Source organism: Flagellimonas spongiicola, from assembly GCF_023502425.1.
GTDB lineage: Bacteria > Bacteroidota > Bacteroidia > Flavobacteriales > Flavobacteriaceae > Flagellimonas > Flagellimonas spongiicola.
Genome location: NZ_JAMFMA010000004.1, coordinates 116,526 through 143,254, shown reverse-complemented (window position 1 = coordinate 143,254; position 26,729 = coordinate 116,526). Strand labels below are relative to the sequence as shown.

18 protein-coding genes and 2 tRNA genes are annotated in these 26,729 nt (G+C 40.2%); 9 read left to right on the top strand and 11 right to left on the bottom strand.

Annotated features, from left to right (window positions below):
- The first annotated feature begins 88 nt into the window (after positions 1–88).
- From M3P19_RS15495 to M3P19_RS15475, 5 genes are all read left to right on the top strand, one after another.
- Positions 89–1,147, top strand: coding sequence for a sensor histidine kinase (locus M3P19_RS15495; protein WP_249658603.1), 1,059 nt, complete (start codon positions 89–91; stop codon positions 1,145–1,147).
- Complete coding sequence (locus tag M3P19_RS15490) at positions 1,144–1,869, top strand: LytR/AlgR family response regulator transcription factor (RefSeq protein ID WP_249658602.1); 726 nt, start codon at positions 1,144–1,146, stop codon at positions 1,867–1,869. Before M3P19_RS15495 ends, M3P19_RS15490 begins: the two co-directional genes overlap by 4 nt.
- A 121-nt stretch (positions 1,870–1,990) precedes the next feature.
- Positions 1,991–3,202, top strand: a complete 1,212-nt coding sequence (locus M3P19_RS15485) for a serine hydrolase domain-containing protein (RefSeq protein WP_249658601.1) — start codon at positions 1,991–1,993, stop codon at positions 3,200–3,202.
- A 204-nt stretch (positions 3,203–3,406) separates the two neighbouring features.
- Positions 3,407–4,417 (top strand): inositol 2-dehydrogenase, encoded by a 1,011-nt coding sequence (gene iolG / locus M3P19_RS15480; protein WP_249658600.1) that lies wholly within the window; start codon positions 3,407–3,409, stop codon positions 4,415–4,417.
- Between the two features lie 3 nt (positions 4,418–4,420).
- The gene (locus M3P19_RS15475) at positions 4,421–5,404 is read left to right on the top strand and encodes an SMP-30/gluconolactonase/LRE family protein (protein ID WP_249658599.1); all 984 of its coding nucleotides are present in this window, start codon (positions 4,421–4,423) and stop codon (positions 5,402–5,404) included.
- Here the strand turns inward: M3P19_RS15475 and M3P19_RS15470 are convergent.
- The 8 genes from M3P19_RS15470 to M3P19_RS15435 form a co-directional block, all read right to left on the bottom strand.
- Positions 5,401–6,810 carry a c-type cytochrome domain-containing protein gene (locus tag M3P19_RS15470; RefSeq protein WP_249658598.1) on the bottom strand — a complete coding sequence of 470 codons (1,410 nt, stop codon included), beginning with the start codon at positions 6,808–6,810 and terminating at the stop codon, positions 5,401–5,403. The two genes, M3P19_RS15475 and M3P19_RS15470, sit on opposite strands and share 4 nt — an antisense overlap.
- Before the next feature lie 2 nt (positions 6,811–6,812).
- On the bottom strand, positions 6,813–7,736 hold the full coding sequence (locus tag M3P19_RS15465; RefSeq protein ID WP_249658597.1) for an NHL repeat-containing protein: 924 nt from the start codon (positions 7,734–7,736) through the stop codon (positions 6,813–6,815).
- A 10-nt stretch (positions 7,737–7,746) separates the two neighbouring features.
- Positions 7,747–9,198 carry a DUF1501 domain-containing protein gene (locus M3P19_RS15460; protein ID WP_249658596.1) on the bottom strand — a complete coding sequence of 484 codons (1,452 nt, stop codon included), beginning with the start codon at positions 9,196–9,198 and terminating at the stop codon, positions 7,747–7,749.
- Complete coding sequence (locus tag M3P19_RS15455; RefSeq protein ID WP_249658595.1) at positions 9,198–12,179, bottom strand: PSD1 and planctomycete cytochrome C domain-containing protein; 2,982 nt, start codon at positions 12,177–12,179, stop codon at positions 9,198–9,200. The genes M3P19_RS15460 and M3P19_RS15455 overlap by 1 nt, the downstream gene beginning before the upstream one ends.
- Before the next feature lie 13 nt (positions 12,180–12,192).
- A complete protein-coding gene (locus tag M3P19_RS15450; RefSeq protein ID WP_249658594.1) occupies positions 12,193–13,263 on the bottom strand; it encodes a LacI family DNA-binding transcriptional regulator in 1,071 nt (356 codons plus the stop codon).
- Between the two features lie 93 nt (positions 13,264–13,356).
- Positions 13,357–13,431, bottom strand: a tRNA-Pro gene (locus M3P19_RS15445).
- Between the two features lie 27 nt (positions 13,432–13,458).
- Positions 13,459–13,542, bottom strand: a tRNA-Ser gene (locus M3P19_RS15440).
- A gap of 118 nt (positions 13,543–13,660) precedes the next feature.
- Positions 13,661–15,697, bottom strand: a complete 2,037-nt coding sequence (locus M3P19_RS15435) for an HD family phosphohydrolase (RefSeq protein WP_249658593.1) — start codon at positions 15,695–15,697, stop codon at positions 13,661–13,663.
- Between the two features lie 111 nt (positions 15,698–15,808).
- Here M3P19_RS15435 and M3P19_RS15430 point away from each other — a divergent pair, with 111 nt between their 5' ends.
- Positions 15,809–16,984, top strand: a complete 1,176-nt coding sequence (locus M3P19_RS15430) for an acetyl-CoA C-acyltransferase (protein WP_249658592.1) — start codon at positions 15,809–15,811, stop codon at positions 16,982–16,984.
- A 20-nt stretch (positions 16,985–17,004) separates the two neighbouring features.
- Positions 17,005–17,754 carry a C40 family peptidase gene (locus M3P19_RS15425; RefSeq protein WP_249658591.1) on the top strand — a complete coding sequence of 250 codons (750 nt, stop codon included), beginning with the start codon at positions 17,005–17,007 and terminating at the stop codon, positions 17,752–17,754.
- 48 nt (positions 17,755–17,802) lie between these two features.
- Here the strand turns inward: M3P19_RS15425 and M3P19_RS15420 are convergent, their stop codons facing one another.
- Together M3P19_RS15420 and gyrA are read right to left on the bottom strand one after the other, a co-directional pair.
- Positions 17,803–19,065, bottom strand: a complete 1,263-nt coding sequence (locus M3P19_RS15420; protein ID WP_249658590.1) for a tetratricopeptide repeat protein — start codon at positions 19,063–19,065, stop codon at positions 17,803–17,805.
- A gap of 28 nt (positions 19,066–19,093) precedes the next feature.
- The gene (gene gyrA / locus M3P19_RS15415) at positions 19,094–21,625 is read right to left on the bottom strand and encodes a DNA gyrase subunit A (protein ID WP_249658589.1); all 2,532 of its coding nucleotides are present in this window, start codon (positions 21,623–21,625) and stop codon (positions 19,094–19,096) included.
- Positions 21,626–21,886: 261 nt separating this feature from the next.
- Between gyrA and M3P19_RS15410 the strand changes: the two genes are divergently transcribed.
- Positions 21,887–24,442, top strand: coding sequence for an ATP-dependent Clp protease ATP-binding subunit (locus tag M3P19_RS15410; protein ID WP_249658588.1), 2,556 nt, complete (start codon positions 21,887–21,889; stop codon positions 24,440–24,442).
- Between the two features lie 154 nt (positions 24,443–24,596).
- Positions 24,597–25,016, top strand: coding sequence for an STAS/SEC14 domain-containing protein (locus tag M3P19_RS15405; RefSeq protein WP_249658587.1), 420 nt, complete (start codon positions 24,597–24,599; stop codon positions 25,014–25,016).
- Here the strand turns inward: M3P19_RS15405 and M3P19_RS15400 are convergent.
- Positions 25,013–26,548 carry an NAD(P)H-hydrate dehydratase gene (locus M3P19_RS15400; protein ID WP_249658586.1) on the bottom strand — a complete coding sequence of 512 codons (1,536 nt, stop codon included), beginning with the start codon at positions 26,546–26,548 and terminating at the stop codon, positions 25,013–25,015. The two genes, M3P19_RS15405 and M3P19_RS15400, sit on opposite strands and share 4 nt — an antisense overlap.
- Between the last annotated feature and the right edge of the window lie 181 nt (positions 26,549–26,729).

The following is a 26,729-nucleotide window of genomic DNA, read 5'->3' as shown; positions in this document are numbered from 1 at the left end:
AAGGTTTTGAATAAGAAAACCAAGGGTTGGTCAATCTTAATTTCCTAGCCATCGCTATTTCCTAACTTTACCTCCTGGAATATGCAGCATGAAAAAATACATTGAACCCTTAATACATGTGTTGTTTTGGCTCTTGGTGTTTTACATCACCTATGTCAATTTTGGGGTTAGAATAAGAATGGTTAAGGCTGGTGAGACCTTTGAGTACACCAAAACCTATAAACCTTTTTTCTTGGCCACGGTATCAATCGCCATTTTTTTTAAAGCTCTTCTATTTTACGGGAATGCCCATATTCTGTTTCCTAAATTGATTGAATCGCAAAATAGGCGGAACCATATCATTCGTGTCGCACTGTTTTTTGCATTGACCTTGATTTCCTCCCTGCTAATAAATTACCTGATTGCCTATAATTTTATGGAGCACGAAATTGGGAAAGGCTCGGCTTTGGTCAGCTATAGTATTTTCCTCCATTTTCTTTTCCTATTCCTCTCGGTGGGTTATAGGCTTGCAAAGGATTGGTTCAAGAATGAATTGATCAAAAATCAAATTGTTCAAGAAAAACTTGTAACCGAACTCAATTTCCTAAAAGCACAGATAAATCCACACTTTTTATTCAATACACTAAACAATTTATATGCTGAAGCGCATAAACTAGAAAATAAAAATGTGGCGAATGGTATTGCCAAACTTTCCCATATTATGCGTTACATGATATATGATAGCAATGCCTCTTTTGTATCGTTAGATAAAGAAATCAAGTATTTGGAAAGCTATATTGCCCTGCAAAAACTACGCCTATCGGAGCAAGACCCATTGGATTTAAAGGTAGATATTGCCACTGCGGATACTTCAGTAAAAGTTGCTCCAATACTCTTTATTCCATTTGTTGAAAATGCCTTTAAATACGGATTCGATATTGAGAACAACTCATTTATCCATATCACTTTAAAGACTGCGGGAAACGATATTTTATTTACCATTTCCAACAGTAAGCATCAAACGAACAGAATTGAAGAGCACTCTGGTGTGGGGTTAAAAAATGTAATACGACGCTTATCTTTGCTTTATCCGGATAAGCATGAACTCATAATTGAGGACGATACAGTTAAATATACGGTGCGATTAAGACTTCAAACACAGAAATGAAACCATTGAATTGTATAATCATTGATGATGAACCACGGGCGATTGAAATAATGGAATCGTATGTAAGTCAGCTAGATAGCCTTTATTTGATGCAAACTTTTAGAAACCCACTCAAAGCTTTTGATTTTCTTAAACAGAACAAAGTGGAGCTCATTTTTTTGGACATCAATATGCCTAATGTGTCGGGTATTCAATTCTTAAAGTCGATGCCTTCACCGCCACTGACAATTCTCACAACTGCGTATTCAGAATATGCCGTGGAAAGTTATCAATTGAATGTTGTTGACTATCTCCTCAAGCCCATTGAGTTTGATAGGTTCCTCCAAAGTATGAACAAGGTTTTGGATCTATTAAACCCTTCACGTTCTGATAGTATTCATAAAACGACAAGTACAACTCCTGCCAAGAATCACATATTTGTGAAGAGCGGCGCCAAAATAGAACGGGTGGATTTCAATGATATCCTATACATTGAAGGTTCGGGTAATTACATTTCTTATCAACTGAAAAATAGGAAAATACTTTCCTTGGGTAAAATGAGTGAAGTATTGGGCATACTTCCAATTGAACGTTTTATTCGAATCCATAAATCCTACATCGTTCAAATTGATAAAATCAATTCCATTGAAAACAATCAAGTTGAGATTGATGGTTCTAGACTAAGTATCAGTCAGACTTATAAGAGTGATTTTTATCACCGAATCAAAACGATTGAGGAGTAAAAAGCTGTGGTTTTCATCAATAAAAATTCTGATTTCCAAGATATTTAAGGTTCTAAATAAGCATTAAGAACCATTTTTGATAGAATATTCATTTGATTGCGTTTCAATAAAAAATGCAACAATGAAAACTAAATCCCTTACCATTTTTGAAGTAATTCGCTGGATTCCCTTTTTATGCTTAAGCATCATTTTTATAGGATGTAGCAAAGATGAAAACCCACAATCAGCTGCTGAAAACCCACAACCTTCATCAGAAACCCCTTTATATCAATACACAATCCCTGAGCAAAAACAAGATGGTTGGACCGTAGCAAGTATTGAAAATGTCAGCATTGATAAGGCCGAATTGGAAACAGCGGTATCTAAAATCATAGAGCGAAAATTTGTAAATATTTCTTCTCTATTGATAACTCGTGATGGCAAGCTAGTTTTAGATGAACTTTTTCGTAGAAATTTAGATGCAAATGATGCAGCTGTTACAAATACCGATCTCAATGTGCACACGCTGCAATCAGCCACAAAAAGTTTTACTTCAGCATTAGTTGGGATTGCAATTGAGAAAGGTTATATAAATTCTGTTGATGTCGGTTTTTACAGTCTATTCCCAGAGTACGAAAGTTTTGAAAATTGGAGTGAACGAAAAAATGATATTACGCTAGAAAATGTACTGACCATGCAACATGGTTGGCGCTACAACGAATGGGATTACCCCATAGAAAGTGATCAAAACACCCTATATTACATCTACCGCAATTACACTGACTTTGTAAAGGGAATGCTAGATCAGCCAATGGACACTAACCCAGGTACGACCTTTACATACGCAACAATGGCTTCGCATGCCTTAGGTGCGGCCGTAGGCAATCAAGCTGGCCAAAGTTTTACGGCCTTTGCTAGGGAACACCTTTTTGAACCATTAGAGTTTGATAAGGTTTATTGGCTCTATAGTCCCAAAAATAGAGCTATGGCAGGTTGTTGTCTATTTATATCAGGAAGGGATATGACCAAACTCGGTCAACTTTTTTTGGATGATGGCCAATGGAATGGCACGCAAATACTATCATCAGACTGGATTGAAAAATCAGTGACCCGGACTGTCGGGATAAATTTAGGATTTTCAGATGGCTATGGTTATCAATGGTGGACTAAGGAATTTAGCTTAAATAGACAAACCCTAGACTCCTATTTCGCCGCAGGAAATGGAGGGCAATTCATTTACGTTTTTCCAAGTTTAAACGCTGTGATTTCCTTTACAGGAGAGAATTACGGTTCACAAACCATGTATCAGGTGACATCCTTATTGGAGGACTATCTTTTAAAGGCTTTTAAGTAAACTTAGCATAGCCGAATAACGCCTTAGGAACCATATGATTTGTACTTGAGCAGCAGCTAATTTGACAGCTATTGTCACGGATTCCTGCGTCCCAAATTCCAAGTTTTACAAATCCAACAATAAAACCATTCAAACCCCTTGATTTCACTAGGTTTTAATTGCAAAATCGCGTTGCGAAACGTATATTTATTTAAACCTAGCATTATGATAAAAATCGGGATAATCGGCGTGGGTAGAATGGGAAAAATCCACCTTGAAAACCTCCTTGATAAAATTGTAGGTGTTGAACTCATCGCAGCGGTAAATCCAAGTGTAAATGGACAGCAATTTGCACTTCATCGAGGTGTTCCAAATGTCAGTGATAATTTCGACATTATTCTACAAAATCCTGAAATTGATGCCGTACTCATTAGTTCCGCCAGCGATACCCATTCGGAATATGCGGTAAGGGCGGCGCAAGCTGGAAAAGCCATTTTTTGCGAAAAACCAATTGACAAATCGTTGGCGAAATCAAATGAAACCATAAAAACGATTTCAAAAATTGGGATTCCCTTAATGATTGGTTTCAATCAACGTTTCGATTATAATTTTTCGAAAGTCAAAACCAACATTTCGGAAGGAAAAATTGGAAAACTACGCGGGTTGCATATTATCAGTCGTGATCCCGCACCACCTCCTATCTCCTATATCAAAAAATCCGGTGGTCTCTTTAAAGATATGACCATCCATGATTTTGACATGGCCCGATTCATTATGGGTTGTGAGGTAGAAGAGGTTTTTGCCTACGGTACTTGCCTTGTTGACCCAGCCATCGGTGAAGCTGGGGATATTGACAGTGCCAAGGTTATGCTCAAATTCGAAAACGGAGCCATTGGAACAATTGAGAACAGTAGACACGCTAGTTATGGGTATGACCAACGAATAGAAGTCTTTGGCAGCAAAGGAGCAATCAAGGTTGAAAATCCATTGAAAAGCAATGTAAGTATTGCATCAGAATCTGGTACCGAAACCGATCGACATTTAAACTTCTTTATGGATCGTTATGAGACGTCCTATCTAGAGGAAATTCGGTCTTTTGTTGAAGCTTTGAATGCCAACGCACCCATGCCAGTGACAGGTGATGACGGGTTAAAAGCAATGATCATCGCCGAAGCCGCAAACAAATCACTAGAAGAAAATCGACCGATAAAAACCAATAGCATTAAACTAGATTGATACATGAAAACCCAGATTTGTATTTTATTGATAAGCCTTTTTGTTGTCTCCTGCGCCGAACAAAAAAAACATAAGCTTGAACCAAAAATGTATCAAACCGTTGGGGAAATCGAGCGTTTAGACCCGGCCCTTGATTCTGTTATTTCAGAAAACGCAGTGATAGAAGTTTTATCTACAGGACATGCATGGTCCGAAGGTCCCATCTGGCTGGCGGAAGAAAAAAAATTAATATATACTGATGTTGGTCATCAGAAACTATATCAATGGACCGAAAAGGATAGCGTTACACTGTATCTGGATATGAAAGATGAGGACCCTGAAAGGCCTGGACCCAGTGCATTGCTAGTAGATCAAAATGATTCCTTAGTCATTTTAAGATATGGTCATGGCGAAGCTGTAAAAATGAAAAGTCCAATTACACAGCCCAAATCAGATTTTAATGTATTCGTTGACAATTTCAATGGTACCAGATTCAACAATACCAACGATGCAACCTTCCATTCCAATGGTACGATGCTAATGTCGGACCCACCACCTGTTGTTGAAGGGGGATTGAGTGCAGCAGTTTACCGAATTTCACCCCAAAAGGAAATACAAATAGTGACTGATACCCTTTCCAGTCCCAACGGAATTGCATTTTCTCCGGATGAAAAAACGGTTTACATAGCCAATGCGGATTGGCAAAATGCCATTTGGATAGCTGCCGATGTGGATGAAAACGGAAGTATATCAAATGGTAGAAAATTCTTCGATGCTACAGGCAATGCACCTAAGGAGAAAGGTCACCCCGATGGGTTAAAGGTGAACAAGGACGGAATCATTTTCGCTACTGGGCCAGGCGGTGTTTATGTTTTAAGCCCAGAAGGCAAACATTTAGGTACCATATTGAATGACGAATTCAATACAAATTGTGTGTTGGATGACACAGAGGAAACAATTTACATCACTTCTGGTCCAAAATTGATGCGGGTAGTTCTTAAACCCTAATCTATCGATTCTGAAACGATGATCAATTCCTGATTGTCCTGTCTTAATTGGGCCAGACTAAGACTATCAATATTGGTTTCTGAGATATACAATCTTTTAAGATTAGGAAGCTTTGCAGGCAATTCCAACAAGCCACTGGAAACATTTGTTCGGTAAAGGTTAAGGGATTCTAGATTTTGTAATTGTTCTAGATATTTTAAACCCTGATCGGTAATTGCCGTATTACTCAAATTCAATTTCATCAATTTCTGGAATGCAACAAGCTCTTTTAAATGCATATCATTGATCCCGGAGTTACTTAAATTCAACCAAATTAACTGTTCTTGGAGGGCTAAAAGTGCTTGTAACGCTTTGTCACTCAATTCCACTTCGCTTAAACTAAAGTTGGCCTCGAGGTAATTGTTCTCCAACATCAGGGGATTAAGATTAAATCCAAATCCGGTCAATGAATCCATTAGCGTTTTGGATGGAGCGGCGACTTTTTGATTTAATAAATCATTTTTATCCAACCCCAGATATTTTTCAACCAATGTTTTAATCGGTTCTTCAGGTTCCAAAGCCACGAAACTTCCCCCTGAAGGTGCACTTTTCTCAATCCACCAACCAATAATCGCAACTTCTTCTTCGGATAAAGGTGGTTTTCCTTCCGTGGGCATAAAATCCTCATGGGTCTCAGGCAAAGTAATTCTTCTATAGATATCGCTAGAATTTGGTTCGCCCAAAACCACAGCAGGTCCACTTTCTCCACCTTTCATAAATTCTACATGGGAAGTCAAAATTAAATCCCCTTTCTTTTTGTCCACATTGTGGCAACTCACACATCTGCGGTCCATTAATGGAGCAATCAAATCCAAATACACATCCGCAGAATCCAAAACCGTAATCTTTTCTCTGGGAATCTCCTTATCTGGAAGACCTGCAAAATTCCGAATTGAATTTGGCGCATATTCCAGTAAATATGTAGATCCATGCGTAAGATTTCCGCCTAAGTGACCTGTGTAGAAAATGGTGAAAAACAAAAGAACTACCAAGCTAGGACTGGCAAACTTCGGAAGTTTGATTTCCTTTTTGGAAATAATAAAACAACCGATGGAAATTATTAGCACAACAATGCCCATCCATTTATGCCAAAACAATGTTTCTTCATTGTAATCCCCTGAAAGTGAAAGAAAATAACCAAATAGCACTGCGAAGAATGCACTGATACTTCCCAATCCCCATAGGTAGTGCATATAACTCGTAAGTGGTTGAAACTTTGGTTTGCGCAGCACAAGTTCAATCAATCCGCCTAACAACAAAAAACCAATGGGCAAGTGTACCACCAAAGGATGAATTCGTCCGAGAAACAGTACAAAATCCGATGGGCCTTCGGTTCCAGTTAGCATTAGGGCAGTGAACACCTCCATAGTTACTTAAGTGGCTTTCCTTTTAGGGATTTGCCATTGGTTGTTAAGATTTGAAAGTGATGGGCACGATAGTTTTCGTATGTCCAAACGATACTTTTATCCCGGTTAACTTCAAACATTTTAATTCCATCTTGCGCACCATAACTTGCAATAACGGTATTTCCATTTGGTAGCCGCTGTGCACCACAGGGGTCAACCAACGGGTTGTTCGTAAAATCCGAATTATCCAGTTGCCAAACAATAGCGCCTTCCTCGTCCAATTCCACTACACGATTCCCATGTGTAAGGGTTACCAGAGTGTTTCCATTCTCAAGTCGGATTGCGGTAAAGGGCCAAGTTTCTGCACTTCTACCGCCAAAAATCTCAAAATCGGTTTTAAACACATTGACAATTTCACCATCTGGTTGATATTCCTTAACAGCAAACGCCAATAAATGGGGTACAAGATAATTCCCATTGGGAAGTTTTCGTGCCATGCGTGTTTGCATATGTACATTGTCTGTTTCTGGTTGAAGCAAAACACTTTTAACCACTTTCCCAGTTTTGTCCAACTCAACAATTCTTGGGTTATCGCCAGATTCCGTAATCAGGGTATTTCCGTCTTCCAAACGAACAGCCGTTCCTAATTCCATATGATCTTGGGCCCGCTTGTAGGTTAAAATCACCTCTTTTGCTTTGTTATATTCCCGAACCTCATCCGCCCAGCAAATCAATAAATGGCCATTATCCAGTACATATCCGTCCCGGGCCGCCGGTTTTCCAGAATCCCAGACCACTTCATCAACTTCATTGATAATTCCAGTGAAATCTGGTCCGGCAATAAAAAAGGAATGGTGTGTGCCAGAATTGGAATTTTGTGCAGTCATCATTAGGGGCATGGCCAAAATAGCCATACACCAAGATCTTATTATTTTGATTGTTTTCATGATAGTTATTCTATGCTAATATATCTTTGATCACATGTCCATGCACATCAGTTAATCGAATATCACGACCTCCAAATCTGAAGGTGAGTCGTTCGTGGTCAATCCCCAACAAATGCATCATTGTTGCATGCAGATCATGTACGGTCACTTCATTTTGTATGACGCGGTATCCATATTCATCGGTTTTACCGAAAATGGTTCCACCTTTGACTCCTGCGCCAGCCATCCACATGCTAAATGCAGATGGATTATGATCCCGTCCATCCTTTCCTTGTGCAAAAGGCGTTCTTCCAAATTCACCGGTCCAGACCACCAAGGTCTCCTCCAATAATCCTCTTGACTTAAGATCCTTTATTAACCCAGCTATCGGTTGATCAACAGCATGTGCGTTGCGCTCATGGCCATCCTTTAGATTTCCGTGTTGGTCCCAACGATCTGCATTTACTTTTGGACAAGTCAGTTCTATAAATCGAACACCCCTTTCTACCAGACGTCGTGCCAATAAGCATTGTGCTGCATAGCCCCGGGTATGGGGATCGTCTGAGTCAAAACCATATAATCTTTTTGTTGCTTCTGTTTCTTCCTTGAATTCGGTCAATTCTGGAATGGAGGATTGCATTTTATACGCCAATTCATAATTGGAAATAGCCGATTCAATTGCATCTGCTTCTCCCATAGCGGCCAGTTGATCATTGTCCAAATTTTTGATGAAATCCAACTTTTGTTCCTGAAGGTTAGGGATTTTTTCCTTTGGGATGATATTGGCTACAGGCTGGGGTCCGGCACGTAGTATAGAAGCCTGATAAGATGCCGGTAAAAACCCGTTTTTGAAATTGTCAAGTCCTCCTGGAGGTATTAACCCGCCGTCCAATACCACATACCCCGGAATATTTTGATTTTCACTTCCTAAACCATACGTCATCCACGAGCCCATACTTGGTCTACCTTGCAATCCACTACCGGTATGCAAGAAGTAATTGGCATTTGTGTGCTCTGGGAACTGAGAAGTCATGGACCTAATCAATGCAATATCGTCCACACAGGTAGCGATGTGCGGAAATAATTCACTTACGGGCATTCCACATTCTCCGTATTGCTTAAATTCCCAAGGACTTTTTAAAATCTTACCTACGTTGTCAAATTGTGTAGCATCTACCTTGAATTTGCTTCTAGGGTCCTGACCATTTTCCTTTGCCAATCTGGGTTTGGGGTCGAAGGAATCCACTTGGGAAACACCACCATCCATATATAAAAAAATGACATTTTTAGCCTTTGGCAAGTAGTGCGGTCCTAGTTGTAGATCATTCGCTGATTCAATTATACCTGATTTGGAACGATTACATGACAAAGCCCCTACCCCAAACAAACTCATAAAGGCCAATGAACCAAAGCCACCTTTGCAAATGGTCAACATTTCGCGTCGCGATAGCGGTCTTCGCATAAAATTATGGTACTTACTCATCAGATCAGGTAAATAAATTCTTTAAGATTGAAAACACTATGGCAATACTCCTTCCATAGGTCTAATTCGTTATCGGTTTCCATTTCGTTGCTGGCTTTCATTTGTTTCACCGTATCCATGAATTTCGCCGCATTTGAAATTTCGTTTTCTGTAGGTTTCCTGGAGAACATTCGCATGTAAACCCATTGTATTCGTTGGTCAAATGTTAGATTGGGTTCCTCCAATAACTTTTGTGCCATTAACTCCGATTGTTGGATTACAAAAGGGTCATTCATCAATATTAATGATTGTGCAGGAACATTGGTAACATCGCGTCTTCCGAAGGTTGTAAAAGGTATTGGGCGATCAAAAGTGGTCATCATCGGTTCCAAAAAGTTTCGTCTCACTTCTTGATAGATACTTCTCCTGCCAGCGCCGTCCAACGGACCTGAAACTTCGGGTTTACCCCGTCCTCCCATAAATTCCGTAAGATAAGTTGGTACTGGAGGGCCACAAAGCGTGTTATCCAAGCTTTCGGTTACCGCAAGAATTCCGTCTCGAATGGCTTCAGATTCCAATCTTCGCACAGGAAAGGATGCCAAATAAGTATTAAGCGGGTCAATTTTCGAGGCTTCACTATCAAGTGAGGTACTACGCTTAAAAGCATTTGACATTACGATATATTTAACCATGTTTTTAATGGACCATTCGTCTTCTTGAAATTTTAATGCCAGATGATCCAGCAATTCAGGATGAGAAGGTAATTTTCCTTGAAGACCATAGTTGTCTACCGTTTCCACGATCCCTTTTCCAAATAAATGGTGCCAAATACGGTTGACCATAACACGCGAAGTCAGCGGATTATCTTTATGAAGCATAGCTTCAGCCAGTTCCAACCTGCCACTGCCTTCTGATACAAATGGTTTATCACCTTCTGGGAGTACGGAAAGAAAACGTCTGGGCACTTTTTCTTCCGATGGCTCTTGATATCTTCCCCGAATAAAAACAGGACTATCAATAGCTGAACCATCGCTTACGCCATAAATGAATGCATTGCTTTTTAATGGTTTGGATAATTGTGTACTACTATCAACAGCTGCAAGCAATTCTGGGAATTCCAACTTGATTTCACCATGTCGGATAGCGCTATTTACATCCTTTACCTCCGAGGCGCCTAAAAATTCTGTACCATCTTCTTTTGATGAATTCGGAATTTTTCCAGGCCATTCGGTATTGTAAGCTATGGCGTATTCCGCTTCAACAAATGCAGTTGGCGATAGCTCGAAATTATGTGTATTGTAGGTACCAGGAAGTATTTCAATGTACGCCTTATGACCTTTCCATGGTTCTACATTGAATTTATAATTCTGCCATTTTTTGCTATCCACCGCTAGTGTCAATTCACCATAAATAGGCCATTGTATCAATTGGAAATTATCGATAATGATTCGAATGGTGCTATGCTCGCCTTTTGCTCGAACTCCAATAAAATCGTTCTCCAATATAAAATCTGGGGATCTAAGTGTACCCAGCACACCGGGGCCAAAGGTTTTACTTGATGCTCTTCCTGCATCCAGGAACATCAATTTTCCGGTGCCTTGGGCCAAAATAGGATTTCCAAGGGTTGTGCTGTTTCCAAAAGCCAAACCGGTGGTTTTCCATCCATCGAAGTCCGTTTCCCGAAAATCTCCTAGCTTCTTAAAACTTGAACCCGTATTAGGGGTGATTTGTTGATCAATTTGTGCTTTTTCTGTTTCTTTCGTTTTTAGGTTTTGAACTACGGTTGATTTAATGTATTCCTGAAGCTCGAGTGCTTCTTTTGCACTAACTTCATTGTCATAGGTGAGATCAGCCTCCAATGGTGTAAATCGCGTGCTTTCCATAACACCATACATAGCGTAATAATCGGCCGCAGTGATCGGGTCAAATTTGTGATCATGACATTTGGCACAGGAAACGGTCAATCCTTGGAAGGTCTTTGTAGTTACATCAATCATATTGTCTATACGATTGGCCTCATCCTGCTTTACATCCACAGGACTATGGGTTCCTTCGCCCATGGCATAAAACGCTGTGGCTATTTGTGACTCCTGAATTCCTGTTTCCGAATCGTATCGTTTGTGTGTGACTAAATCGCCAGCTAGGTGCTCGGTTAAGAGTTGATCATAAGGAAGGTCATTATTAAACGCTCTTATTAAGTAATCACGATATTTCCATGCACCAGTAATTGGGTAATCAAACTCATGGCCTTTGGTTTCCGCATAACGGACCAAATCCATCCAATGCCGGGCCCAACGTTCACCATAAGCCGCGGAGGCCAAATAGGTGTCTACCATGTCCTCATAAGCCTTCTCAGAGGTGTTTGAGACAAAATCATTCACCGCTTCCGGGGTTGGGGGTAATCCGGTCAACAAATAGGCTACTCTTCGTATCAGTGTGTTCTTGTCTGCGGGACTGGCTTTGGTCAATTTCTTTTGAGATAGCTCCCTATCTATGAATTCATCTATATCTGCCTTTTGATCTTCAGTCGACAAGTTAGGTTTTATAAATGCCCAATGCGGCTTCCATTCCGCACCTTGTTTTATCCATTTTTCCAAGAGTGCTTTTTCCCTTAGGGTAAGCTTACTATTGGTTTCTGGTGGGGGCATTATTTTGTCTTCATGTTCATGGTTAATCCGAAGCATCAATTCACTCTGCCCCGGTTTTCCAGGTACAACGGCATATCCACCCTCTTTTAAAGCAGCAGTGGCACCTTCGAAAGTATCCAATCTAAGATCTGCTTTTCTACTGCTTGGATCTGGACCATGGCACAGATAACAGTTTTGCACAAGAATAGGTCGAATGTGAAAATTGAAATCGACGGTTTTGGGTAAGGGTTCATAGGTTGGATTCTGATTACCACAAGAATACAGAAATACGATGATACAGGTCATCCAACAAAACCTTGTAACCGGAATCACCTTTCCAAATTCACCAAGCATCTTAATCACTCTTACTTTCATAGCTGCTTTTTACCTACACTGTTCCGCGGTAAATTATTTTTGGTTCAATTATTTTCTTATCAAATAGAATAGTGCTTTGTTTTATCTGCTGGAGCAGCAATTCAAATGAATTACCCACCATACAAGGTATGGATTGCTGTACGGTGGTCAATTCAGGTTCACATGCTATCCCCATTGGGTCATTATCGAAACCAATAACTGCGATATCTTCAGGAATGCTGTACGCTGAAGTTTTCAAATACTTGATCACCCCGATCGCAATTTCATCCCTTACAGCCAAAATACCATCCGGACAATGTTCAAGTTGCATCAATTGTTTCGCATGTTCCATACCATCTTTCATGAAAAATCCACCTTCTATGATCCAATCCGGGCTTATTTCGATTTTATGATCGCGCAGTGCTTGCTTGTATCCCGCTAGTCGGTCTCTAAATATTTGATGTCGATAATGTGTGGAGATATAGGCGATACGCTTCTTTCCTGACGCAATCATAGCGGTTACCGCATCATAAGCCCCTTTAAAATTATCCACCAACACTTGGGAAGCTTGGGTTTCTTCCGGAGCCCTATCAAAAAACACATAAGGGATACCCTCTTCCTTCAACAGATCAAAGTGACTTTCTTGCACCGTGTCCTTGGTCACGGATGCCACAACTCCCGCCACACGATACCCTATTAAAGAATCGATAATATCTTTTTCCATTCCAGGTTTTTCCCCAGATTGAAATATCATAACAGAATAACCGGCCTCTTTTGCGGTCTCCATAAAATCGGAAACAAACTTGGAGAAAAAATAGGGTCTTAAATCCGGTACAACAACCGCCAATACATTGCTACGCTTATTTCGAAAGTCACGCGCCAATCGATTTGGTTTATACCCCAACTCTAAGGCCTTCTTTTTAATTAACACCCGCGTCTCCTCTTTTACAGCACCGGTATTTCGTAGTGCACGTGAAACCGTAACATGGTGTATTCCTAGTTCTCGAGCAACATCTTTTATGGTAATTGTATCTCCCATTACTGTTTTTGGCCGTATAAATATAAAATGCTCACGTGAGCATTCCAAATAATTAACAGTCATCATTAGTTAAATTTTGCCAGAAAAATAGTGTAGAAACGAAAAAAGCACCGTCATTACATGAATGACAGTGCTTTATTATCACTGAATAGTGACTCGTCGGGGTGGCAGGATTCGAACCTGCGACCTCCGCGTCCCAAACGCGGCGCGATAACCGGGCTACGCTACACCCCGATGGTTATCTTTGATTAAAAGAAATTGCGGAGAGAATGGGACTCGAACCCATGCGACACTTACGCGTCGACAGATTAGCAATCTGCTCCGTTACCACTCCGGCACCTCTCCTTTAATTCTGTTTTTATAAGAACTTGCGCAAAAACGCGGATGCAAAAATACTTTTTCATTATTAAGAACGCAACTATTTTTTTGTTTTTTTAAAGTCTAATTTTTGCTTTGTGAGCTACTACTCTGGGTACTCAACTCTTAGGTGGTAAATATTGGTAAGTTTTTGCTTTAAAACTTTCTTCACTTTCTCGATTTCCTTAAGCGTTATGTTCGCATTTAGAAACTGATTGGCTTGCATTTGACCCTTTACAATCTTTTCTACAAACTCATCGATCATAATGAATGTAGGATTCTTCAAACTCTTGGAGGCTGCCTCCACAGCATCTGACATCATTAAAATTGCTGTCTCCTTTGAAAATGGGATTGGTCCTGGGTACCTGAACGCCTTCTCATCCACATTTTCCTCCAATTCCTGCTGTTTTTTGTAAAAATAGAACACTACTGTTGTTCCATGATGTGTTCGAAGGAAATCGATGACCCTGTCAGGTAAATTGTTTTTTCGTGCGATTTCAATTCCCTTGATTACATGATCAATAATGATTTTAGCACTTTCCTTAGGAGGTAAGTCATCATGTGGGTTTACATTGGTAATTTGGTTCTCCGTAAAAAACGTGGGGTTTTCCATCTTCCCAATATCATGATACAATGCACCTACTCTTACCAGCATCGCATTGGCGCCAATCTCATTAGCTGCTGCTTCGGCAAGGTTGGCCACTTGCAGGGAATGATGAAATGTTCCAGGGGCTTTGTCTGAAAGCTCTTTTAAAAGCTTGGAATTCGTATCTGAAAGCTCTAACAGTGATACATCGGAAATTAAACCAAATATCTTTTCATAGATATAGATCAAGGGTTGGGCAAAGAGCGTTAAGAGACCATTTAGGATAAAAATCCCAAACAATATCCATTCAATATTATCCAAATTACCTTCATGAATGGTATGAAAGGCAAAATATCCAATAATGTAAATCAGCGTTATCTGCCCCACTGAAATGAACAAATTTGCCCTTTTGTACAACTCGGATGCTGTTAGTATGGTAACGATACCTGCAATCGTCTGGAGGAAGATGTATTCAAAACTGTTGGGTACCACAAAGCCCAAAATCAATACGGTAAGTACATGGACAAACAATCCCAATCGCGCGTCAAAGAAATTTTTGAGCACCAACGGCAAAATACATAAAGGAACTACATAGACATAGCTTTCGTTGTTTTTTACCATTAAGGTGGTGGCCAAGACCATCAACAGAATGTTCACAAAGATGAACGTTACCTTGTTATTGTTCTCAAAGATTTCATAACGATACCGCTTAAGAAACAAGAACAACATAATCAAAACCAAAGCCACTAAAATGGTGTAGCCCAATAAGATGAAATAGTAGTTATTGCCCCTCCATAGTTCAGATTCATATTCTTCTTTGAGGGAATCCAATATTTTAAATTCATCCGCCTCCACTACTTCCCCCCTAGCGATTATCAATCTCCCTTCGGAAATCTCTCCTCTTGTGAAGGAGATTCTCGAAAGTTCCTCGTCCAAAGAGCGTTGCGTTAGCGTTTCATTGTAAAAAATATTAGGAGCTAAAGACTGATTTATCAATTCATCTAAATTGGCTCCTCCAGTCAAACTGATTTCATTGGCAAGTTTTGACACCAGACTTTTTGCTCCTTCCAAATTCAATTGGGAAGATCCAATTACGGAACGCGATTCATTATTTCTTACTACACTAACAGCTCCTTCCGTAGGCAATTCTTGAAATATGCCAAGGGTGTAAATCGAATCCGTAATACGCAAGGCCCAATTTTGCAAAGCAAACCTTTGTCTATCGGTTAAGGTAGATGTATTAAATCCATCATTAAGAGTTTTGGTAACAACTTGGCTGACATTGTTCGCTACGGACTCGTCATAGGTATAGTAATATGTTTTATGGTCACGTAAAGCCTGTTGTTCTTGGGCAATTTCCTCAGCCGTCTTTTTTATGGAAAAATCTATTGGAGCATAGAGATTCTCGTATTGCCATGGCTTGCCCTTTTGGAATTCATATTTGAATTTGCCTCCCTTTGGGAAAAAGAAAACAATCAAGGCTACAGAAACCACATAAAGAAAATACTTGTAGGCTAGTGATTGATGCTTATAAACATTATCTAAAGTTTTTCCCATTATACGCGGTATTGCTTCAAAAATAGAAAATATAAATAAGAAGTGATGCTATCGATAAAGCTTAGTCTTTGCATTTAATTTTAGTATTTTCGCAGGAGTTAAAAAGCATATATGAATAAAGTTGTTATTGTTTCAGCAGCACGCACCCCAATAGGTAGTTTTATGGGGTCCTTATCCTCTATTCCAGCACCAAAGTTGGGTTCAATTGCCATTAAAGGGGCATTGGATAAAATCAATTTGAAACCCGAACAGGTAGAAGAAGTACTAATGGGTAATGTGGTTCAGGCTGGAACAGGACAAGCACCGGCTAGGCAGGCGGCAATTTATGCAGGTATCCCTGACGCTGTGCCTTGCACAACGGTGAATAAAGTTTGCGCATCAGGCATGAAATCCATCATGCAAGGCGCACAATCCATTGCCTTGGGGGAAAACTCCATTGTTGTTGCCGGAGGAATGGAAAACATGAGTATGATCCCACATTACGTACACCTGCGTAATGGTGTCAAATTTGGTCCAACAAGTCTAGTGGATGGTATGCAACGTGATGGATTGGTTGATGCTTACGATCAAAATGCCATGGGTGTTTGTGCGGATGCGTGTGCGGTAAAGCATGAATTCAGTAGAGAAGATCAGGATGCTTTCGCAATTCAATCTTATGAGCGATCTGCAGCTGCCTGGAAAGATGGCAAATTTGCGGATGAAGTTGTACCCGTGGCAGTGCCGCAACGTAGGGGCGAACCCATCGTTGTAAGTGAGGACGAAGAGTTTAAAAATGTGAAAATGGAGAAAATTCCAGCGCTCCGACCAGCATTTACCAAAGAAGGTACCGTTACCGCGGCCAATGCTTCTACCATTAACGATGGTGCTGCTGCAGTTGTATTGATGAGTGCAGAGAAAGCCGCAGAATTGAACCTAACCCCTTTGGCAACCATCAAATCATATGCAGATGCTGCCCAAGAACCGGAATGGTTCACCACGGCACCAGCTAAAGCGGTTCCTAAAGCACTTGCAAGAGCAGGTGTTTCCATTGATGATATTGATTATTTCGAAGTAAATGAAGCCTTTTCTGTTGTTGGACTGGCCAATATGAAGTTATTAGGCCTGGATGACTCCAAAGTGAATGTAAATGGAGGGGCTGTTTCTTTAGGTCATCCTTTGGGTTGCTCTGGAGCTAGAATCACCATAACCTTATTGAACGTATTGCGACAAAACAATGCCAAATTAGGGGCCGCAGGTATTTGTAACGGCGGCGGTGGAGCTTCAGCCATTGTTTTGGAACGTGAATAATATTTTCTAGACTACCGTACATGCAATTTGGAATCTGCCATCTCAGTATTGTCCCAGTAAGGGCAAATCCTGAAGACAGTGCCGAAATGACTTCGCAATTATTATATGGCGAACATTTCAAGGTATTGGAATGCAGGAAAAAATGGAGCAGGATTCGATTTGCTTATGACAGCTACGAAGGTTGGGTTTCCAATGGCCAATTCCAATTTATTGAGGAAGAGGAATACAAATTACTCGATTCAAACACACCACACATTGCGTCAGATGTGATTGCACATTTGTGCACAGCCGATGGCTCCTTATCAACAGTTGTAATGGGGTCCATTGTCTCTAATACTCATTTATTAGGCGATGATTATGAAGGACAATCCATTCAAGGAAAAAAGTCAAAATCAGAGCTCGTGGATTGTGCTTTACTTTATTTGAACGCACCTTACCAATGGGGTGGTAAAACCCCTTTCGGGATTGATTGTTCGGGATTCACACAAATGGTTTATAAAATCAATGGGTATGCGTTAAAAAGAGATGCTGAACAGCAATCACAACAAGGTGAAGCCTTAAGTTTTATTGAGGAAAGCGAACCTGGTGATTTAGCATTTTTTGATAATAATGAAGGCGTAATTGATCACGTGGGTATTATTTTAAAAGATAACTATATCATACATGCCCATGGCCATGTGCGCATTGACCGAATAGATCATACAGGTATATTCAACACTGATGAAAAGTTATACACGCATAAATTAAGAGTGATTAAAAAAATCATATAAAAAAAGCCCCGTTCAACGGGGCTTTTTTATTGTATTTACTGAATTAACTTATTCGCCAAGCAACTTCTTTACGCGCATAAAGTTATCTGTATCTCCTAATGCACCATAGATGTTTTTCAATTGTGTTAAAACACTTTGGTTGTCAGGGTTTGAGTTTAAAGCATCTTCCAAGATTTTTGCACCTTCCAAGAAAAGGTCATCCTTTTGTTGCTTCAATTCATCGTAACGGGCAATATCAGTTCTGGAACTTCCTAAAGAGTTCATCTCATCAATCAATCCGTTTCCTTCATTCACGTATGTTGTTGATAGGTTCAAAATTGCATTGATATAGCCTGGATCCACGGCCAAGGTTTTTTTGTACGCTGCTCTAGCATCTTCCAAGTTACCTTGCTCCATATTGATCACACCAATATTGTATAGAAGATCGGCATTGTCAGGAGCCATATCAGAGGCTTGTCCCATCAATTCCTTGAACTTGTCTTTCTGCCCCATGGCATAGTACAAGTTAGCTTCACCTAATACCAAATTAACATCGTTAGCATCCACTGCTCTTGCGTCTGCATAAGCTGCCAATGCTTTTTCATTATCACCAAGTTGCTGATAAATCAGTGCAATGTTCTTAACAATTTCAGCTTTTTTGGATGGAGTCTTGTCATCTTTTGGATCCTTGTGGGTTCCAGCTTTGACATAAAGGTCCCTTGTTGTTTTGTCCATGGTCTCAACTTCACCGGTCTGTGCATTCACGGCAGTATAGGTTACCCCGCTTCCGTCATAGCCCAAATCCTTCAATTCATTGTAAAAGCTAAGGGCTTTATCATAGTGCTGTCCATTTACTGCACTACTAGCGGCATAGTATAGATAAAGTGTATCTGTTGGGCTCAACTGGTATCCCATATACAATTTATCTGCTGCGGCTTCAAAGTCCTTATTTCCATTATCGGCTACAGCAGCATTTACAATATCTGCTGTAATCTGTGCAAGGCCCTGTGCAGCTACGGTAGTATACTTCTCTTTTCCACTTGCCTCCTCTACAGAAATCACTTTATTATAAGCATCGATTGCTGGTTGGAATGCATCATTATTCCCTTTTTTAGCCAAATCGGAGTATACATTTCCTTTTATGGCATAATATTGCGCTTGCATTCTTGGGTCGGCGTTATCAATCAAGGATGCGGCACTTTCCAATGAAGCTTTAGCACTTTCAGCATCACCTGCCTTGAATGCTTTTTCAGCTGCCTTGATCTCGTTCTTCTGCGAAAAACCAAATGTGGAAACTCCAAGGGCAATTATTAGTAAAACTTTAGCTTTCATCTTTAAATTAATTATTAGTGTTTATTGATTACTCTTTTTTATCATCGGTTGTATTATCAATAGCTGTGCCATTTTCTCCATTGACCTCAATATCAAGGATATCAGCCTCGTCCATTGCGTCTTCATCTTTCATTACTTTGGCAACTGCAGCAATGGAATCATTTCCTTTGAGATTGATCAATCTAACACCTTGAGTAGCCCTACCCATAACGCGTAAATCCTCAACACTCATTCTAATGGCTATACCTGATTTATTGATAATCATCAAATCATCGGTATCCGAAACGTTCTTAATGGCAACCAATCCACCGGTTTTATCCGTTATAGAAATGGTTTTAACACCTTTTCCACCTCTGTTTGTAACCCGGTAGTCTTCAATGGTCGAACGTTTTCCGTAGCCATTTTCAGAAACCACTAAGATATCGTCCTCAAAATTATGCACTGAAACCATTCCAATAACCTCATCTGCATCATCAGCTAAGGTAATTCCACGGACACCTGCAGCATTTCTTCCCATTGGCCGCGTCTTACCTTCTTCAAATCGAATGGCCTTCCCCGATTTCAATCCTAAAAATATCTGACTGGTACCGGTAGTCAATTTAGCTTCTAGCAATTCGTCTTCTTCACGAATTGTAATTGCGTTGATTCCGTTTTGTCGTGGTCTAGAATATTGTTCCAATGAAGTTTTCTTGACCGTTCCTTTTTTGGTGGCCATGATTACATAATGACTATTTACATAATCTTCATCCTTTAAATCTTGTGTACAGATAAATGCCTTGACCTTATCCTCTTTTTCAATATTGATTAGGTTTTGGATTGCTCTTCCTTTGGAAGTACGGCTTCCTTCAGGAATTTCATAAACGCGCATCCAGAAGCATTTTCCTTTCTGTGTAAAGAAAAGCATGTACTGGTGATTGGTACCAACAAAAAGGTGTTCCAAGAAATCCTCATTTCGAGTAGACGAGGCTTTTTGGCCTACACCGCCTCTATTTTGTGTCTTGTATTCCGTAAGTGGCGTTCTTTTGATGTATCCAGCATGTGAAATGGTAATAACCACCTGCTCGTCTGGAATCATATCCTCAATGCTTAAATCACCTCCAGCAAAATTGATTTCCGAACGTCTTTCATCACCGTACTTCTCTTTTACTTCAAGAAGTTCTTCCTTGATGATATCCATTCGGCGTTCTTTCTTGTCCAAGATGTCCTTTAAATCCTCAATGGTCTTTAAAAGTTCATCATATTCTTCACGCAACTTGTCTTGTTCCAGACCTGTTAGTTGACGCAGTCGCATTTCCACGATTGCCTTGGCTTGGATTTCAGTCAGCTTAAAGCGTTCCATTAAACTGTTGCGAGCCTCATCAACATTAGAAGAGCCACGGATGATGGCAATAACCTCATCAATATTATCAGAAGCGATAATCAATCCTTCAAGGATGTGTGCACGATCTTCCGCCTTTTTTAATTCAAATTTGGTTCTGCGGACAACCACTTCATGCCTGTGGTCCACAAAATGACCAATAATCTCCTTCAGGTTCAACAATTTTGGTCTACCTTTTACTAAGGCAATATTGTTAACACTAAAAGAAGATTGAAGTGCTGTGTATTTGTACAACATGTTCAGTACGATGTTCGGAATGGCATCGCGCTTAAGGATGTATACAATTCGCATTCCCTTTCTATCCGATTCGTCACGGATAGCTGAAATACCCTCAATCTTTTTATCATTAATCAGGTCGGCCGTCTTTTTGATCATATCGGCCTTATTGACTTGATAAGGAATTTCTGTTACAATGATGCATTCTCTACCTTGAACTTCCTCAAAGCTTGCTTTCGCACGCATTACAACACGCCCTCTTCCTGTATGGAAAGCTTCCTTTACGCCATCATAACCGTAGATAATACCTCCTGTTGGAAAATCAGGAGCTTTGATGTGGGTAATCAGCTCGTCGATTTCAATATCCTTGTTATCGATGTAAGCTACAGTACCATCTACAACTTCCGATAAATTATGTGGTGGCATATTGGTCGCCATACCAACTGCTATACCGGATGCCCCATTAACCAATAGATTTGGAATACGGGCAGGCAATACCGTGGGCTCTTTTAGCGAATCGTCAAAGTTTAGCTGATGATCAACGGTATCCTTGTCAATATCTGCCAACATATCATCCGCAATCTTGCGCATACGTGCTTCCGTATAACGCATTGCTGCCGGACTGTCACCATCCACTGAACCAAAGTTACCCTGTCCGTCAATCAACATATATCGAAGGCTCCATTCCTGGGCCATACGTACCATGGTATCATAAACAGAGGTATCACCATGCGGGTGGTACTTACCGAGTACTTCCCCCACAATACGCGCAGATTTCTTATGGGCACTAGTTGATCTAACCCCTAATTCGTGCATTCCAAAAAGCACTCTTCTGTGCACAGGTTTAAGACCGTCCCTTACATCTGGCAGTGCACGTGACACAATGACCGACATTGAATAATCAATGTAGGCAGATTTCATCTCATCATCTATGTTGATAGGAATTAACTTTTCTCCTTCCGCCATGCTAAAATCTTCTTGTTTTTTGTGGTTAAAATATCACGCCAATATACGCAAAATCGCCCCTTTCAAAACACTTGCCGGCTACTTTATTAAAAAAATTATCAACAGTATAATTTATTATTCGATGTATATGATAAACCTATGTTAATGCGTTAATAAAATGAACTTTATTTCGACAATTACTACATCTTTATCGAATATGGGTATGGTATTTGACTACTGTAATGATAGTTTTATTAATTTTAATTGCTGAAAAGGAAGCCTATGGATGATAATTTTTCCCCAAGAGTAAAGGACGTAATAGCATACAGCAAGGAAGAGGCCCTAAGATTGGGCCATGATTTTATTGGAACGGAACATCTGATGCTAGGTCTTTTACGTGATGGCAATGGCAAAGCCATTAACATTTTGGACGCCTTGGACGTGGATTTGGACCATTTGAGAAGAAAGGTCGAAATTCTTAGCCCAGCAAACCCCAATACCGGAACTACCCAAAAAGACAAAAAGAATCTTCATTTGACCAGACAAGCAGAACGTGCCCTCAAGACTACTTTTCTTGAGGCAAAGCTGTTTCAAAGCTCCTCAATTAACACAGCGCATTTGTTACTGTGTATTTTGAGAAATGAAAATGATCCAACAACAAAGCTGTTGCATAAATTGAAGGTGGATTATGACAATGTCAAGGAGCAGTTTAAATCCATGATTACCAGCGATGATGACTATTTGGATGCACCCCAAGCGGAATCTTTCCCTAGTGATCCAGAAGAAACTGGTGATTCCAAGGAAAGTAGTTTTGGTTCAAGCTCTTCCCAAAAAGGTAGCAAGAAGTCCAAAACTCCTGTTTTGGACAATTTTGGAAGGGACCTAACAAGATTGGCTGAGGATAACAAATTAGATCCTGTGGTTGGGCGTGAAAAAGAAATTGAACGTGTATCACAGATTCTTAGTCGTAGAAAGAAAAATAACCCATTATTGATTGGAGAACCAGGTGTTGGTAAAAGTGCCATTGCCGAAGGTCTTGCTTTGCGTATCATAAATAAGAAGGTATCGCGAATTCTCTATAACAAAAGGGTTGTAACGCTTGACTTAGCTTCTTTGGTGGCTGGCACAAAATATAGAGGACAGTTTGAGGAGCGCATGAAAGCTGTGATGAACGAATTGGAGAAAAATGATGATATCATCCTCTTCATTGATGAAATCCACACCATAGTTGGTGCTGGCGGCGCTACAGGAAGTTTGGACGCATCTAATATGTTCAAACCAGCCTTGGCAAGAGGTGAAATCCAATGTATAGGCGCAACCACCTTGGACGAATACAGACAGTATATCGAAAAGGATGGGGCATTGGAACGTCGTTTCCAAAAGGTGATGGTAGAACCGACTACTGTGGAAGAAACCATCGAAATCCTTATGAATATCAAAGGGAAATACGAAGATCACCATAACGTCAATTACACGGACGATGCCATCGTTGCATGTGTTAAGTTGACGAACCGGTACATGACAGACCGTTTTCTTCCGGACAAGGCTATTGACGCCTTAGACGAAGCTGGTTCCAGGGTACACATTATTAATATGGATGTGCCAAAGCAGATATTGGAGTTGGAGAATCAGTTGGAAGACGTTCGCGAGTTAAAGAATAGCGTAGTTAAGAAACAGAAATATGAAGAAGCTGCAAAACTGCGGGATGATGAAAAGCGTTTAGAAAAAGAATTGGCTTCTGCCCAGGAACGTTGGGAAGAAGAAAGCAAACTCCACAGAGAAACCGTTTCTGAGGATAATGTTGCCGATGTTGTTTCCATGATGAGTGGAATTCCAGTAAATAGAATTGCGCAAACTGAAAGCAATAAGCTTGCCGAATTACCTGAACTCATCAAAGGGTTTGTAATTGGTCAGGATGAAGCGGTTGCAAAGGTTGCCAAGGCCATTCAACGTAATAGAGCTGGATTAAAAGACCCTAATAAACCTATTGGATCATTTATCTTCTTAGGACAAACAGGTGTGGGTAAAACCCAACTGGCCAAAATATTAGCCAAGGAATTATTCGATTCTGAAGATGCACTTATCCGTATAGACATGAGCGAGTACATGGAAAAATTCGCGATTTCCAGATTGGTTGGTGCTCCTCCCGGATATGTTGGTTACGAAGAAGGAGGCCAATTGACGGAAAAAGTACGACGCAAACCTTATTCGGTTATACTCTTGGATGAGGTTGAAAAAGCGCACCCTGATGTTTTCAATATGTTGCTTCAGGTACTTGACGATGGTTATTTAACGGATAGTCTTGGTCGAAAAATCGATTTTAGGAACACCATTATCATTATGACGTCCAATATTGGTGCACGACAATTGAAGGATTTTGGTCAAGGTGTTGGTTTCGGCACAGCGGCGAAAAAAGCACAGGCAGATAGCCATCAGAAAAGTGTCATTGAAAATGCACTTAAAAAGGCCTTTGCCCCTGAATTCTTGAATAGAATTGACGATGTAATTGTGTTCAATCCATTGGAGCGTGAGGATATTCACAAAATCATTGATATTGAATTGGACAAATTGTTCAAACGCATCAAAGATATTGGCTATGATCTAAAGTTATCCAAAAAAGCCAAGGACTATATTGCCGAAAAAGGATTTGACAAGCAATATGGTGCAAGACCTTTGAAAAGAGCAATCCAGAAGTATATTGAAGATGCTCTAGCGGAGGAAATCGTAAACTCCAAACTCGAAGAAGGTGACAGTATCTATATGGACCTTGACGAGAAAAAAGAGGAGCTTACAATCAAAATCAAAAAGCAAGAAAAATCGCCTGAGGCGGAACAGTAATTTTCTTCAACAAATAGATGTAGAGCCGGCCAACGCCGGCTCTTTTTATTTGCGATTTTACCATACAAACGATATTTACGCTTTTAATCTAAATTTTTTCAACCCAGAACAGCTTCAATATACCTTCGCAGAAGAGACACTATAATTTTGGGGAATGAGAATTGCTTCTAATAAGAAGGCTATTATTGTACGTGAATACCAGTTAGACATTGGTACCGTGCAAGTGTTTGAGGATTACATGGTGGCAACTTTTGAAGAAGGCGCCACGATGACACTGGAAAGAGCCTATCAAATCATCGGTATATCAGAAATACATTTTAGGGAAAAGAACTTCGGCTATATCAGTCTAAGAAAAAATTCCTATGCCGTTGACCCCACTATTTACAATTACCTTCGAGGTATGGAAAACCTGAAGGCATTCGCCATCGTTTCCAAGAAGGAAATCGATATGCATAATTTCAAGATTGAGAAATTGTTCTATAAAAAGAACATGGAATTCTTTATTGAGTTCGATAATGCCCTTGCCTGGGTGAAGAAAAAACTCAGAAAAGGAAAGAAAAAAGATAAGGTTTAGGCAGTATTGCCACCTTCCACTTCAGGTCTTTTAAACAATTCCAAATACGCTTTACCAATATTAGAAATGATTCCCGTGGCTTTCACGGCATCGTAACTTTCAATGCTTGCGGTGACATCGCCTGCCAAACCATGAAGGTATACACCAAAGATTGCTGCTTGTAGTGAATCATATCCTTGAGCAATTAATCCGGTCAGTATCCCTGTCAACACATCACCACTTCCTGCAGTTGCCATTCCTGGGTTTCCTGTACTATTTATATAGCCCAATCCATTGTATAATGTAATTGTGTGTACACCCTTTAATACTAACACAATTCCATACTTTGTGGCCAATGCCTTAGCCTTTTCCAGCTTATCAAAATCATCTTTCCAATCGCCAATCATCCTTTGTAATTCCTTCGGATGTGGTGTTAATATTGATGCTTTTGGCACATATTTGAACAGCTCAGGTTTTTTGGAAAGTATATTGAGGCCATCAGCATCAATAACCAAAGGCTGATCCGTTTTTTTCAGAAAACTTTCAAATGCCTTTACGACCTTTTCACCGGTACCCATTCCTATTCCTATTCCTATGGCACTAGGATCAAAAGGTATATCAATTGAAGTCAAAAAATTATCCTCTTCATCTGTGAGTACCATCGCCTCCGGAAGAGCGGTCTGTATGGATTCGTAGCCACATTCGGGAATATAGGCAGTAACTAAACCACTTCCTGCGCGAAGACATGCGTCTGCAGCCATCTGTACTGCGCCAATTTTTCCATAACTCCCTCCTACGATAACGGAATGACCATAGGTTCCTTTATGTGAAAACTTTAATCTGGGGCGATACATGCTTTGCACTTCTGGCAGGGTCACAAAGTGAAATGCTACTTGTTCAGGTCCCAAAAAACCAGTATTCAATCCAATATCCAGCAATTCCCATTGATTAAGGTAAACTCCCGTTTCTGGCAAGAAAAACACGAGTTTAGGTAACTGAATACTCAAAACATAGCTAGCTCTAATCACATGATCCGTAGTACTAGGGACCTGTGACGCTGGTAATCCGGAAGGAATATCAACTGATAGAACGAATGCCTGCGATTGGTTAATATGTTGAATCAATTTCCCCACCCAATCACTTGGCTCTCGATTTAAACCTATCCCAAAAATCGCATCCACAATAATATCATTGGGTGATATTTCGGGAAGTGAACTGTCGTCATTGATAAAATCGGGCCATATTTTGCGATCCTTTAGGCGCTCGAGATTCAATAAAAAATCCTTGGATCGGGTTTCACTGTAATTGACCACATGTACTTGAATAGTGTACCCTGCTTCCTTTAGCAATCGGGCCAATGCAATACCATCACCCCCGTTGTTTCCTATTCCACAAAACAATTGTATTATGACTTCAGCTCCTTGTAACCTGGAATGCATCCATTCAAAAAGTTGGATTGCAGCCCTTTCCATAAGTTGATCGCTTGATATTTGCTGATGCTCAATTGTGAATTTATCAGCTTGATAGATTTGCTGTGCGGTAAAAATTTTCATTCAATAAGAAAAAATAACAATTGCTATGGATTTCGTAAAAATCTTCGAATCATTTGAGGAAGCTCTCAAAAATACTACTTTTGAACCTGATTAATGTATAATGCAAGTTAAACCAACGGATATCACAATTGTAAAGATGAACACTACTTCATCCATCTTCACATTGACTACTATCACCCCT

Excerpts from the sequence above, each read along its gene's own strand:
- M3P19_RS15420 (WP_249658590.1), bottom strand. The coding sequence starts at position 19,065 with ATGAAAGCTAAAGTTTTACTAATAATTGCCCTTGGAGTTTCCACATTT.
- M3P19_RS15475 (WP_249658599.1), top strand. The coding sequence starts at position 4,421 with ATGAAAACCCAGATTTGTATTTTATTGATAAGCCTTTTTGTTGTCTCC.
- M3P19_RS15465 (WP_249658597.1), bottom strand. The coding sequence starts at position 7,736 with ATGAAAACAATCAAAATAATAAGATCTTGGTGTATGGCTATTTTGGCC.
- M3P19_RS15405 (WP_249658587.1), top strand. The coding sequence starts at position 24,597 with ATGAGAATTGCTTCTAATAAGAAGGCTATTATTGTACGTGAATACCAG.
- M3P19_RS15430 (WP_249658592.1), top strand. The coding sequence starts at position 15,809 with ATGAATAAAGTTGTTATTGTTTCAGCAGCACGCACCCCAATAGGTAGT.
- M3P19_RS15460 (WP_249658596.1), bottom strand. The coding sequence starts at position 9,198 with ATGAGTAAGTACCATAATTTTATGCGAAGACCGCTATCGCGACGCGAA.
- gyrA (WP_249658589.1), bottom strand. The coding sequence starts at position 21,625 with ATGGCGGAAGGAGAAAAGTTAATTCCTATCAACATAGATGATGAGATG.
- iolG (WP_249658600.1), top strand. The coding sequence starts at position 3,407 with ATGATAAAAATCGGGATAATCGGCGTGGGTAGAATGGGAAAAATCCAC.
- M3P19_RS15435 (WP_249658593.1), bottom strand. The coding sequence starts at position 15,697 with ATGGGAAAAACTTTAGATAATGTTTATAAGCATCAATCACTAGCCTAC.
- M3P19_RS15425 (WP_249658591.1), top strand. The coding sequence starts at position 17,005 with ATGCAATTTGGAATCTGCCATCTCAGTATTGTCCCAGTAAGGGCAAAT.
- M3P19_RS15410 (WP_249658588.1), top strand. The coding sequence starts at position 21,887 with ATGGATGATAATTTTTCCCCAAGAGTAAAGGACGTAATAGCATACAGC.
- M3P19_RS15455 (WP_249658595.1), bottom strand. The coding sequence starts at position 12,179 with ATGAAAGTAAGAGTGATTAAGATGCTTGGTGAATTTGGAAAGGTGATT.
- M3P19_RS15400 (WP_249658586.1), bottom strand. The coding sequence starts at position 26,548 with ATGAAAATTTTTACCGCACAGCAAATCTATCAAGCTGATAAATTCACA.
- M3P19_RS15485 (WP_249658601.1), top strand. The coding sequence starts at position 1,991 with ATGAAAACTAAATCCCTTACCATTTTTGAAGTAATTCGCTGGATTCCC.
- M3P19_RS15490 (WP_249658602.1), top strand. The coding sequence starts at position 1,144 with ATGAAACCATTGAATTGTATAATCATTGATGATGAACCACGGGCGATT.
- M3P19_RS15495 (WP_249658603.1), top strand. The coding sequence starts at position 89 with ATGAAAAAATACATTGAACCCTTAATACATGTGTTGTTTTGGCTCTTG.
- M3P19_RS15450 (WP_249658594.1), bottom strand. The coding sequence starts at position 13,263 with ATGATGACTGTTAATTATTTGGAATGCTCACGTGAGCATTTTATATTT.
- M3P19_RS15470 (WP_249658598.1), bottom strand. The coding sequence starts at position 6,810 with ATGGAGGTGTTCACTGCCCTAATGCTAACTGGAACCGAAGGCCCATCG.